The following is an 11,728-nucleotide window of genomic DNA, read 5'->3' on the forward strand; positions in this document are numbered from 1 at the left end:
TTTCTTTTATGTATGTACGCGAGCCCCCCCGAAGATTCACCCCTCTCTATTCCTCGGCAGCGGCGAATGGTTATAAGAGCCACCCCGCAAGCCCCGCCCCCAGCCCACGCCGGTGCAGCGTGCGCTCGGCCTGCTGGTCCGGCGCGAGCATTCGCGCAGGGAACTGACCCGCAAGCTCACCTCGCGTGGCGTCGAGGCCGACGAGGCCGCCGCCGCGGTCGAGCGCCTGGCCGGCGACGGCTGGCAGGACGACACCCGCTTCGCCGCGTCGCTGGTGCGGAGCAGGGCGGCGTCGGGCTACGGCCCGCTCTACATCCGGGCCGAGCTGGGCACCCATGGCCTGGGCAGCGAGGCCGTCGCCGCAGCCCTGGAAACCTTCGAGGGCGACTGGACCGAGGTGGCCCGCGACCTGGTTCGGCGCCGCTACGGCGAAGCCGGGCCGGCCGACCTGGCGCAGCGGCGCAAGGCCGCCGACCTGCTGGCCCGGCGCGGCTTCGACGGCGACAGCATCCGCCGCGCCACCCGGTTCGATCCGGACGACTGAGCCGTTCGGCGGGGGTTCCCCGCGCTCTGCTACCCTTTGCGGGTTGGATTTCCCGTCCCGCCGGGGCGCCGCAGGCGCTTCCCTGGCCCGGACCCGTCCGCCCGCCAGCCACAGCCAGATGACCGCCTCGACTCCCGCGTACACCACTGCCCGCATCCGCCAGGACTTCCTCGAATTCTTCCAGGGCAAGGGCCACACCATCGTGCCCTCGGCCCCGCTGGTGCCGGGCAACGACCCGACCCTGCTGTTCACCAACTCGGGCATGGTCCAGTTCAAGGACGTGTTCCTGGGCGCGGAGAAGCGCAGCTACGTGCGTGCGGCCGACGTCCAGCGCTGCCTGCGCGCCGGCGGCAAGCACAACGACCTGGATTCGGTCGGCTACACCGCCCGCCACCACACCTTCTTCGAGATGCTGGGCAACTGGTCCTTCGGCGACTACTTCAAGAAAGAGGCGATTGCCTGGTCGTGGGAGCTGCTGACCCAGGTGTGGAAGCTGCCGCCCGAGCGCCTGCTGGTGACCGTCTACCACACCGACGACGAAAGCTACGACCTGTGGCACCGGATGGTCGGCCTGCCGCCGGAGCGCATCATCCGCATCGGCGACAACAAGGGCGCGCCCTACGCCAGCGACAACTTCTGGCAGATGGCCGATACCGGCCCCTGCGGTCCCTGCACCGAGATCTTCTACGATCACGGCGAGCACATCGCCGGCGGCCCGCCCGGCTCGCCGGACGAGGACGGCGACCGCTACATCGAGATCTGGAACAACGTCTTCATGCAGTTCGACCGCCAGTCCGACGGCAGCCTGATCCCGCTGCCGGCGCCGTGCGTGGATACCGGCATGGGCCTGGAGCGCCTGGCCGCGATCCTGCAGCACGTGCACTCCAACTACGAGATCGACCTGTTCCAGGCGCTGATCCGCCATGCCGGGCAGCTCACCGGCACCGCCGACCTGGAGAACAAGTCGCTGCGCGTGATCGCCGACCACATCCGCGCCAGCGCCTTCCTGATCGTCGACGGCGTGCTGCCGTCCAACGAAGGCCGCGGCTACGTGCTGCGCCGGATCATCCGCCGCGCCCTGCGCCACGGCTGGATGCTGGGCGTGCGCGAGCCGTTCTTCCACAAGCTGGTGCCGACCCTGTCGGCGCTAATGGGCGAAGCCTACCCTGAGCTGCCGGCCGCGCAGTCGACCGTCGAGCGTGCGCTCAAGGCCGAGGAGGAGCGCTTCGCCGAGACCCTCGACGCCGGCATGAAGATCTTCGAGGACGTCGCCTCGCGTGCGGCCGACGGCACCATCCCCGGCGTGGACGCGTTCCGCCTGTACGACACCTACGGCTTCCCGCTGGACCTGACCCAGGACATCGCCCGCGAGCGCGGCCTGAGCGTGGACGTGGCTGGCTTCGACGCCTCGATGGAGCAGCAGCGCGAGACCGCGCGCGCGGCCGGCAAGTTCGGCGGCGGCGTGCAGCTGCCGGCCGACCTGGTCGCGACCCTGCAGCCGACCGCGTTCCTCGGTTACGACGCGCTGCAGGCCGACGGCCTGAAGATCGTGGCCCTGCTGCGCGACGGCCGCCCGGTCGAAAGCGTGCAGGCCGGCGACGAGGCCATCGTGCTGACCGACCGCACGCCTTTCTATGCCGAGTCCGGTGGCCAGGTCGGCGACACCGGCACCCTGGCCGGCGACGGGGCCTCCCTCGAGGTCACCGATACCCAGAAGTTCGCCGGCCAGTTCCACGGTCATTTCGTGCGCGTGACCCAAGGCGCGGTGAAGCTGGGCGACGTGCTCGCCGGCCAGGTCGATGCCGCCCGCCGCGGCACCATCGTCCTCAACCACTCGGCCACCCACCTGCTGCACGGTGCCCTGCGCGGCCTGCTCGGCACCCACGTCGCGCAGAAGGGTTCGCTGGTCGCGCCCGACCGCCTGCGCTTCGACTTCTCGCATTTCCAGCCGGTCGCATCCGAGGAACTGGCCACGATCGAGCGCCTGGTCAACGACGAGGTCCGCGCCAACCATCCGGTGGTGATCCAGCAGATGGGCATCCAGGAGGCGCTGGACCTGGGCGCGATGGCGCTGTTCGGCGAGAAGTACGGCGAGCGCGTGCGGGTGGTGAAGATGGGCGAATCGGTCGAGCTGTGCGGCGGCACCCACGTCGGCCGCACCGGCGACATCGGCCTGTTCAGGATCGTCTCCGAGGGCGGCGTCTCGGCTGGCGTGCGCCGGATCGAGGCGGTGACCGGGCAGGGCGCGCTGGACCACGTGGCCGCCGAAGGCCGCAGCCTGGACGAGGCTGCCGCCGTGCTCGGCGGCAGCCGCGGCGACGTGGTCGACAAGGCCCGCTCGCTGGCCGAGCGCATCCGCAGGCTCGAGCGCGAGATCGAGTCGTTCAAGGCCAAGGCCGCCAGCGAAGCGGCCGCCGACCTGGCGGCCTCGGCGGTGGACGTGGGCGGGATCAAGGTCCTGGCCGCGCGCCTGGAAGGGATCGACGCCAAGGGCCTGCGCGAGGCGGTGGACCGGCTCAAGCAGCAGCTCGGCGACACCGTGGTGATCCTCGCCGGCGCGCAGGACGGCAAGGCCGCCCTGGTCGCGGGCGTGAACGGCGCCGCAACGGGCAAAGTCAAGGCCGGCGAACTTCTGGCCCACGTGGCCGGTCGTATCGGGGGCAAGGGCGGCGGACGCCCGGACCTCGCCCAGGGTGGTGGCGAGGACGGGCCCGCCCTTGCCCTTGCCCTCGGCGAAATTCCTGCTTGGGTCGGTCAACGCCTCGGCTGATCGTGCGTTAACACCCGTGCGGGCCGGCCCTTGCCGGCCCGCAGGCACGGGCAGTACGATCCCCCGACCCTCACCGTACGCTGCAGAGTGGACGCGTCCCGGTCTTCACGTGGAGATCGTTGCGCAGGCCGGCAAGGATTTTGCCGGCTCCATGGAGAAAGACAATGCTGATTCTGACCCGCCGAGTAGGCGAAACCCTGATGATCGGCGATTCGATCACCGTCACCGTGCTCGGGGTCAAGGGCAACCAGGTGCGGATCGGCATCACCGCCCCGAAAGACGTGTCCGTGCACCGCGAGGAGATCTACCAGCGGATCCAGCGCGGCGAAGCGCCTGGCACCGGTACGGGCGAGGACGCCGCCGGCGATTGAGTGCGGAAATGTTTGCCGGGAAACCGGCCAGCAGGTATCCTTTCGCGGCCCGCAAACGCAGTCGCGTAGCGGGCACCCACGGAGTGATGCCCGAGAGGCCGAAGGGGCTCCCCTGCTAAGGGAGTATAGGGTCAAAAGCTCTATCGAGGGTTCGAATCCCTCTCACTCCGCCAGACCTGCGAAAGCCGCCCCAAAGGCGGCTTTCGTCGTTCCGGGCGAGTGGTTCTTCGAGGCGAATGGCGCGGGCGCAATGCAGCGCGTGCAGCCCGGCTCCCGACAGTGGGACGCGTCACGCGGTGGCCGGCGGGCATGCGGTAGATGACCGATGCGCACCCCGTCGACGCGGCATGCGCCCCGCGCCGCACACAAAAAAGAAGGGCCGGTGACTTGCGTCACCGGCCCTTTTGAAAATGGCGCGCCCGGAGAGATTCGAACTCCCGACCGCCTGGTTCGTAGCCAGGTACTCTATCCAGCTGAGCTACGGGCGCGTTTTCAAGGCGCGGAAGTATGAGCGAGCCTCGGGCGGTCGTCAATCGTTCCGGGCGAGGAAATCGAAAAATCTTCAGCCAGCGCTTCGGCGACGGCGGCCGGCCGCTTCATCCAGGCGAAGTGATCGGCGGCGGCCTGCAGCCGGTCCGCATCCATGACCTCGATCCGCGCCGGCGCCTGCGGCATGCGCGCGAGCAGGGCCTGCATCGAGCCGCGCGGGGCGAGCCAGTCGTCGGCCAGCACCAGCGCATGCACCGGCGCGCGGATGCGGCCCATGTCCGCATCCAGGTCGGCGTCCATGCCGGCCGCGGCGTAGCGGTTGCTCAGGCCGACCCGGGCCCAGTCGGCGATCAGGCCGCGCGCTTCGGTGCCGCCGAAGCCGAGCCGGCGGCCGGGCAGTACGCCCCGGCGACGGGCCAGCCAAGGCAGGAAGCGGTACACGGCGGGCAGCAGCCAGCCGCGCGGGCCGGGAAAGCTGCGCCAATACGGCGTGCCGCTGGCGACCAGGCACAGGCCGTCGATCGCCTGCGGGTGCTGGCCGGCGAAGCAGCAGGCCAGCTGTCCGCCGAGGCTGTGGCCGCCGATCGTGCGCGGGCCGCCTTCGCCAAGCACGGCCAGGCTGGCCGGCAGGTCCAGGCTCAGCAGTTCGCGGTAACCCCAGTCGCAGTCGCGCGAAGGCCGCAGGGAGCTGCCGCCGTTGCCGCGCCATTCGTGCACCCAGGTCGCCACTCCGCGCGCTGCCAGCGCCTCGGCCAGCGGCAGGTAGTTGCGCGCGGACACGCCCAGCGCCGGCAGCCAGAGCAGCTGCGCGCGCGGTCGCTCGGGGCGCCGGCCGAGCAGGGTCCAGCGGTGCCCGTCGGCTGCGACCGCCTCGCGGTCGTCCGCCTGCAGGCTCATCGGCCGGGCATCGTGGCGAAGTGGTCCAGCACCAGCACTTGGCCGCGGCCGGGACGGAAGCCGCCGCGCAGGGCGGCATGCACGTAGTCGACCGCGGCCGCGCAGGCCGGGCGCAGCGCCAGGCCGCGGGCCAGGTTGGCGGCCACGGCCGAGGCCAAGGTGCAGCCGGTGCCGTGCGCGTCCACCCGCAGGCGCGGATGCGCGGTGCGCTGCTCGCCCTGCGCATCGACCAGGATGTCGACCACCTCGCCCGGCCCGGCCAAGTGGCCGCCCTTCAGCAGCACCGCCGGTGCGCCCAGCGCGCGCAGCGCGGCGGCCGCGTGCGGCATCGTGCCCAGGTCGGGGATGGACCAGCCCAGCAGCAGTTCGGCTTCCGGCAGATTCGGGGTGAGCACGCTGGCCAGCGGCAAAAGGCGTTCGCGCAGGGCGGCCAGCGCGTCCTCCTCCAGCAGGCGCGCGCCGCTGGTGGCGACCATCACCGGGTCGATCACCACGTGCGCCGGGCGGTGGCGCTCCAGTGCGCGGGCGACGGTCTCGATCACCGGTGCGCTGGCGAGCATGCCGAGCTTGACCGCGCCGATGCGGAAGTCGTCGAAGCACGCGTCGATCTGCGCTTCGAGGAAGTCCGGCGATGGGACGTGCACCGCGGTCACCCCGCGGGTGTGCTGGGCGGTCAGCGCGGCCAGCGCGGACAGGCCGTGCACGCCATGCGCGGCGAAGGTCTTCAGGTCGGCCTGGATGCCGGCGCCACCGCCGGAGTCGGAGCCGGCGATGGTGAGGACGGAAACGGGCCGGGCGTCGGGGCGGGAATCGTTCATGGGCCTATTCTGCACTGCCGCGCACGGGCTTCGTGCCACAGGGGCACGAAGCCGCGGCCGCGACCCCGCCGGTAAGGCTATGCCTCCGGCGGCCGTGGCGCTTGCCGCGAAAGCGACCAGTGGCGGTAGGCGGCGTAGCCGATGCCGGTCAGCCCGGTCAGCGCGGCGGGCACCAGCAGCGCGCGGTACTGCAGCGCGCCGAACAACCAGGCGCCGAGCACGCCGCCGGTGAGGAAGCCGCTGATGATCATCCCGCTCAAGGTGAGGCGCCGGACCTGCAGCGGCATGCCGCGGATCAGATGGCCCAAGCCGATGCCCAGGTCGGTGAACATGCCGCTGAGGTGGGTGGTGCGCACCACCGCGCCGCTGTAGGTGGTGACCATTGCGTTCTGCAGGCCGCAGGCCATCGCCGCCAGCAGGGCGCCGTTGAGTTGCTGGCGTTCGAACAGCGGCACCGCCGTGGCCAGCAGCAGCGCCTCCAGTGCCAGCGCCACGCCGTAGCGGCGGCCCAGGCGCAGGGTCGAGTCCTGGATGATCAGGCCGCTGAGCATCGCGCCCAGGCAGAAGGCGATCAGCATGGCCCACAGGTGCCGCACCGCGCGCCATTCGCCATGCGCCAGGGCCGCGCCGAGCAGGCTGGTGGTGCCGGTGAGGTGGCTGACGGCCTGGTGCTCGAAGCCGAGGTAGCCGATCACGTTGACCATGCCGCCGACGCAGGCCAGCGTCACCGCGCCCACCCAGACCCAGCGTGGCAGCTGGATGCCCATGCTCAGCGCGCGTCCTTCAGCCGCACCCCGCGGCCCTCGCCGCGGCTGGGTTGGCCCGGACCGATCAGTTCGATCCCGGCCGCATCCAGCGCATCGACCACCTTCATCAGCGTGTCGATCACGCCGCGCACGGTGCCGTCGCTGGCCTCCATGCGCTGGATGGTGGGCAGCGATACTCCGGACAGCGCCGCCAGCTGGCGCTGGTCGATGCCGAGGAGGGCGCGGGCGGCGCGCATCTGGGAGGCGGAGATCATTGGGGCGTGGCCGGGGTGGTACGGACAAACTTACGCCGGATACGCCCAAATGCAAGTTCAGGGCGTCATATGTGATGCTTCATGCATCATCATCTGGCCTCTGCCTGGAGGTGCGGCAAAGGCGCTGGGTCCCGGCGTACGCCGGGACGACGGTGCGCATGGCGGTTCCGGCCGCGCATCGCTCGCGGCCGGAACGAAGCGCTACAGCACTTCCGAGGCGAAATCCGCCAGCCGCGAGCGCTCGCCGCGGCGCAGGGTGATGTGCGCGCTGTGCGGCCAGTTCTTGAAGCGGTCCACCGCGTAGGTCAGGCCCGAGGTGGTCTCGGTCAGGTACGGGGTGTCGATCTGCTCGACGTTGCCCAGGCAGACGATCTTGGTGCCCGGGCCGGCGCGGGTGATCAGGGTCTTCATCTGCTTCGGCGTCAGGTTCTGCGCCTCGTCCAGGATCAGGTAGCGCGAGAGGAAGGTGCGGCCGCGCATGAAGTTCATCGAGCGGATCTTGATCCGGCTGGCGAGCAGGTCGTTGGTCGCCGCACGGCCCCAGGCGCCGCCTTCCTGGTTGTGGGTGAGCACTTCCAGGTTGTCGGTCAGCGCGCCCATCCACGGGGTCATTTTTTCCTCCTCGGTGCCGGGCAGGAAGCCGATGTCCTCGCCGACGCTGACCGTGGCGCGGGTCATGATGATCTCGCGGTAGCGCTGCTGGTCCATGGTCTGGGCCAGGCCGGCGGCCAGCGCCAGCAGGGTCTTGCCGGTGCCGGCGGTGCCGAGCAGGGTGACGAAGTCGATGTCCGGGTCCATCAGCGCGTTGAGCGCGAAGTTCTGCTCGCGGTTGCGCGCGGTGATGCCCCACACCGCGTGCTGGCCGCCGCGGAAGTCGTCGACCAGGGCGAGCACGGCCTTGCCGTCGGCGACCCTGGCCACCCGCAGCTCGACCTCGTCCTCGCCGGGCAGGTACAGGTACTGGTTCGGATGCCAGTCCTCGTCCTCGCGCAGGACGACCTCGTAGGTCGTGCGGCCCTTGTCCGACCACGATCGCAGGTCGTCGCGGTGCTTCTCCCAGAAGTCTTCCGGCAGTTCGGTGGCGCCGGTGAACAGCAGGCTGAAGTCGTCCAGGGCGCGGTCGTTCTCGTAGTCCTCCGACACGATCCCGGCGATGGCCGCCTTGATCCGCAGGTTGATGTCCTTGGACACGAACACCACCGGGATCTCGGCCGGGGTGGCCTCCTTCAGCGCCAGGATCGCGCCGAGGATGGCGTTGTCCGGGATCACCTTGCCGAAGCTCTTGCCGGCGTCGAAGTGGCTGGTCTGGAAGCGCAGCAGGCCGGCGCTGTGGCGGCCGCGCAGCTGCACGCCGTTGGGCTGGGCCAGCGGGATGCCGTCGGCCAGGCGTTCCAGGCCGGCGTTCTCCACCAGTTCGTTGAGGAAGCGGCTGACCTGGCGCGCGTTGCGGCTGGCCTCGGAGGTGCCCTTCTTGGCATTGTCCAGTTCCTCGATCACCTGCATCGGCAGGTAGACGTCATGCTCCTCGAACTTGAACAGCGCGGTGGGGTCGTGCATCAGCACGTTGGTGTCCAGCACGTAGATGCGCTTGCCTCGGGTCATCGTGGCTTCCTGGTGGGAGGTGCGGGGCAGGGTGGGGTGGCGCGGACAGCAGTGGCGCCGGCGGACGCCGGACAGGGGCGAACCGTCGCGGCCTGCGGGGCAGGGCGACGGGGGCGTGGACGGATGCGGGCATCACTGCTCGGCTTCGGCCTTCAGTGCGTCGAGCACGGCCTGGGCGTGGCCGGGGACCTTGACCCCGCGCCATTCGCGCGCGATGCGGCCGTCGGGCGAGACCAGGAAGGTGCTGCGGACCACGCCCAGCACCTTGCGCCCGTACATGTTCTTCTCGTGGATCACGTCGAAGGCGCGGCACAGGGCCTCGTCGCCGTCGCTGACCAGCGGGAAGGCGAAGCCCTGCCTGGCGCAGAAGTTGTCGTGCGACTTCACCGAGTCGCGGGAGACGCCGAGCACGTCGGCGCCGAGGGCGGCGAAACGCGGCAGCAGGGCGTTGAAGTCCAGGCCCTCGGTGGTGCAGCCGGGCGTGCTGTCCTTCGGATAGAAGTACAGGACCAGCCAGCGGCCGGCATAGTCGGCGAGGGTGGCCTGGCGGCCGCCGGACAAGGCCAGCGGCAGGGTCAGGGTGGTGCGGTCGAGCTTGCCTTGCTTCATGGGGCGGTCGTGACGCTCCGTCAGAACTTCATCGGATCCATGATCGCGTCGAGGTTCAGGTGGTCGCAGAACTCGAGGAAGTCGTCGCGCAGGGCGGCGATGTGCATGTTGGCCGGCACGCCAATGGTCACCTGCGCCGAGAACATCTCCGCGCCGGTCTGCATCGCCCGGTAGCGGGTGCTCTGCAGGTTCTCGATGGTGATGCCCTGGCGGTCGAAGAAGTCGGCCAGCTGGAACAGGATGCCCGGCTTGTCGGCGGCCACCACTTCCACGATGTACGGCAGCAGGTTGGACTGCACCTGCTTGGCGGCGGTGCGGTACCAGTTGAGCTTGAGGCCTTCCTCGCGGTCCAGGCGGCCGAGCATGGCCTCCAGCTTGGCCACCGCGTCCCAGGAACCCATCGCCAGCGCGGTCATCGACACGTCGCGGCCCACCGTGGCCAGGCGCGCATCCACCAGGTTGCAGCCGCTGTCGGCGATACGGCGGGTGACCGACAACAGAGGCGACTCCGGATGCGTCGTATAGGCGTTGATCAGGAGGTGGTTTTCGTTCGGCGAAGGCCGGGGCGGGGTGTCGGTCAAGGAGGCTTCCGGCATTGCGGGTGGCTGAATGGCGGGGCCGGAACGGCCGCGCCGCCGGGTGCAGCATACTTGCCCGTGCTTTCGGGCCGCAAGTATGATCGGGCCTCCTTGAACCGGCCTGCGCCGCACGCGCAAGCCGCAGAAAACAGAGTGAAACCGGCTTTGCACCCCACCGGCCTCATCACCGCGCTGGCGACCCCGTTCGACGGGGCCGGCGCACTCGACCTCGACGCCTGGCGCCGGCTGCTGCAGTGGCAGCTGGCCGCCGGCGCGCAGGGCGTGGTGGTGGCCGGGTCGACCGGCGAGGCGTCGATGCTCGAAGACGCCGAATACGACACCCTGCTGCGGATCGCGGTGGAAACCGTCGCCGGACGGATCCCGGTGCTGGCCGGCACCGGCCTGTCCGGGACCGCGCGCACCATCGCCCAGACCCGCCGCGCCGCCGCGGCCGGCGCCGATGCGGCGCTGGTGGTGACGCCGCCGTACGTGCGCCCGACCCAGGCCGGCCTGCTGGCGCATTACCGCGCCGTGGCCGAACAGGGCGGACTGCCGGTGGTCCTGTACAACGTCAGCGTCCGCACCGCGGCCGACCTGCTGCCGGAGACGGTGGCCGAACTGGCTTCGCACGCGCGCATCGTCGGCATCAAGGAAGCCGCGTCCGATCCGGCGCGGATGGCGGCGCTGCTCGCATTGCGCAGCCCGGCCTTCAGCGTCCTCGGCGGCGACGACGGCCAAGCCGGGCGCGCCATGCTCGCCGGCGCCGATGGCCTGGTCTCGGTCGGCTCCAACGCCGCCCCGGCCGCCTATCGCCGCCTCTGCGACCTGGCCCGTGGCGGCCATGCTGCCGCGGCCGGGCAGTGGGACGCACAACTGGCGCCGCTACACGCCTTCTGCGGCGTGGAACCGAACCCGATCCCGGTCAAGGCCCTGCTGCAGGGGCTGGGCTACGGCCAGGGCGTGCGCCTGCCGCTGCTGCCGCTGTCGGCCGCGCACCGGGCCGAACTGGCGCGAAACCTCGCGCTGGCCGGCGAACTCGAAGCACACTGTGGCCGCGAACCGCTCGCGGCCTGATCCAGAACCCTCCGGAGAACCTTCCCGATGTCCCAGACTTCCCGCATCGCCCGCACCGGCGTGGCCGTCCTGCTCGCCTTCACCGCGGTCGCGGTGCTGAGCGGCTGTTCCTGGTTCCGCAAGGGCGCGCGCGGCGACTACGCCCTGGCCGCCGAACAGCGTCCGCTGGAAGTGCCGCCCGATCTCAACCTGCCCGACACCTCCGGCGCGATGTCTTTGCCGCCGGCCGGCGCCGCGCAGCCGGCGCGCCCGGGCGCGGCCCCGGCGCCTTCGGCCAGCGGCTTCACCGTGGCCGGCACCCGCGACGAGACCTTCGCCAAGGTCGGCACCGCGCTGGAGGGCATCGACGGCCTGGCCATCGCCAGCAAGGCCCAGCTGCTGGGCACCTATGACGTCTCCTACCAGGGCAGCGACTTCCTGGTACGCGTGGTCGCGGTGGAAAGCGGCGCCTACGTGTCGGCGGTTGATCCGCGCGGTCTGCCCGCGACCGGCGAGGCGCCGCTGAAGGTGGTGGCCTCGCTGCAGGCGGCACTGGCGCGCTGAACCGCCATTCGCCGGCCCTGACCGAAGAAGGCGCCCATCGGGCGCCTTCTTCGTTTCCGCTGCCGGTCCTGCTCAGCGCTCCAGAAACGGCAGCTTGCCGGGCTTGCCGTCCCATTCGGCGGCGTCGGCCAGCGGTTCCTTGCGCACGGTGATCACCGGCCAGGCCTTGGCCAGCTCGGCGTTGAGCGCGACGTAGTTCTCCTGCCCGGCCGGCACGTCGTCCTCGGGGTAGATCGCATTGGCCGGGCACTCGGGCTCGCACAGGGTGCAGTCGATGCACTCGTCCGGATCGATCACCAGGAAGTTCGGACCCTCGTGGAAGCAGTCGACCGGGCACACCTCCACGCAGTCGGTGTACTTGCACTTGATGCAGTTCTCGGTGACGACGAAGGGCATGGAACGACCGCGCGGG

At 70.7% G+C, this 11,728-nt stretch carries 13 protein-coding genes and 2 tRNA genes; 6 read left to right on the forward strand and 9 right to left on the reverse strand.

Annotated elements, in window-relative coordinates; genetic code table 11:
- Positions 1-112: 112 nt before the first annotated feature.
- From recX to CSC62_RS13705, 4 genes are all read left to right on the forward strand, one after another.
- Complete coding sequence (gene recX, locus CSC62_RS13690) at positions 113-544, forward strand: recombination regulator RecX (protein WP_162407247.1); 432 nt, start codon at positions 113-115, stop codon at positions 542-544.
- Between the two features lie 118 nt (positions 545-662).
- Positions 663-3,314, forward strand: coding sequence for an alanine--tRNA ligase (gene alaS / locus CSC62_RS13695; protein WP_162407248.1), 2,652 nt, complete (start codon positions 663-665; stop codon positions 3,312-3,314).
- A gap of 164 nt (positions 3,315-3,478) precedes the next feature.
- On the forward strand, positions 3,479-3,685 hold the full coding sequence (gene csrA, locus CSC62_RS13700; RefSeq protein ID WP_162407249.1) for a carbon storage regulator CsrA: 207 nt from the start codon (positions 3,479-3,481) through the stop codon (positions 3,683-3,685).
- Positions 3,686-3,765: 80 nt separating this feature from the next.
- Positions 3,766-3,858 (forward strand) — tRNA-Ser (locus tag CSC62_RS13705).
- 238 nt (positions 3,859-4,096) lie between these two features.
- On the opposite strand, the gene CSC62_RS13710 is transcribed toward CSC62_RS13705, so the two are convergent.
- The 8 genes from CSC62_RS13710 to CSC62_RS13745 all read right to left on the reverse strand — a co-directional run bounded on the left by CSC62_RS13710 (position 4,097) and on the right by CSC62_RS13745 (position 9,717).
- Positions 4,097-4,173 (reverse strand) — tRNA-Arg (locus CSC62_RS13710).
- 4 nt (positions 4,174-4,177) lie between these two features.
- Complete coding sequence (locus CSC62_RS13715) at positions 4,178-5,071, reverse strand: alpha/beta hydrolase family protein (RefSeq protein ID WP_162407250.1); 894 nt, start codon at positions 5,069-5,071, stop codon at positions 4,178-4,180.
- A complete protein-coding gene (gene thiD, locus CSC62_RS13720) occupies positions 5,068-5,889 on the reverse strand; it encodes a bifunctional hydroxymethylpyrimidine kinase/phosphomethylpyrimidine kinase (RefSeq protein WP_162407251.1) in 822 nt (273 codons plus the stop codon). Before thiD ends, CSC62_RS13715 begins: the two co-directional genes overlap by 4 nt.
- Before the next feature lie 77 nt (positions 5,890-5,966).
- Entirely contained in the window at positions 5,967-6,656 is a 690-nt protein-coding gene (locus tag CSC62_RS13725; RefSeq protein WP_162407252.1) for a YoaK family protein, read from the reverse strand.
- Positions 6,657-6,658: 2 nt separating this feature from the next.
- Positions 6,659-6,910 carry a helix-turn-helix domain-containing protein gene (locus CSC62_RS13730; protein WP_162407253.1) on the reverse strand — a complete coding sequence of 84 codons (252 nt, stop codon included), beginning with the start codon at positions 6,908-6,910 and terminating at the stop codon, positions 6,659-6,661.
- Positions 6,911-7,111: 201 nt separating this feature from the next.
- Positions 7,112-8,512 (reverse strand): PhoH family protein, encoded by a 1,401-nt coding sequence (locus CSC62_RS13735; RefSeq protein ID WP_162407254.1) that lies wholly within the window; start codon positions 8,510-8,512, stop codon positions 7,112-7,114.
- Positions 8,513-8,644: 132 nt separating this feature from the next.
- Entirely contained in the window at positions 8,645-9,121 is a 477-nt protein-coding gene (locus CSC62_RS13740) for a peroxiredoxin (RefSeq protein WP_162407255.1), read from the reverse strand.
- 20 nt (positions 9,122-9,141) lie between these two features.
- Entirely contained in the window at positions 9,142-9,717 is a 576-nt protein-coding gene (locus tag CSC62_RS13745; RefSeq protein WP_211369016.1) for a glycine cleavage system transcriptional repressor, read from the reverse strand.
- Between the two features lie 147 nt (positions 9,718-9,864).
- On the opposite strand from CSC62_RS13745, the gene dapA reads away from it, so the two are divergent.
- Both dapA and CSC62_RS13755 read left to right on the forward strand, forming a co-directional pair.
- Positions 9,865-10,773 carry a 4-hydroxy-tetrahydrodipicolinate synthase gene (dapA, locus tag CSC62_RS13750; RefSeq protein WP_162407295.1) on the forward strand — a complete coding sequence of 303 codons (909 nt, stop codon included), beginning with the start codon at positions 9,865-9,867 and terminating at the stop codon, positions 10,771-10,773.
- 27 nt (positions 10,774-10,800) lie between these two features.
- Positions 10,801-11,316, forward strand: coding sequence for a hypothetical protein (locus CSC62_RS13755; RefSeq protein WP_162407257.1), 516 nt, complete (start codon positions 10,801-10,803; stop codon positions 11,314-11,316).
- A gap of 72 nt (positions 11,317-11,388) precedes the next feature.
- On the opposite strand, the gene fdxA is transcribed toward CSC62_RS13755, so the two are convergent.
- Complete coding sequence (gene fdxA, locus CSC62_RS13760) at positions 11,389-11,712, reverse strand: ferredoxin FdxA (protein WP_162407258.1); 324 nt, start codon at positions 11,710-11,712, stop codon at positions 11,389-11,391.
- Between the last annotated feature and the right edge of the window lie 16 nt (positions 11,713-11,728).

The organism is Pseudoxanthomonas jiangsuensis (assembly GCF_010093185.1).
Classification (GTDB): domain Bacteria; phylum Pseudomonadota; class Gammaproteobacteria; order Xanthomonadales; family Xanthomonadaceae; genus Pseudoxanthomonas; species Pseudoxanthomonas jiangsuensis.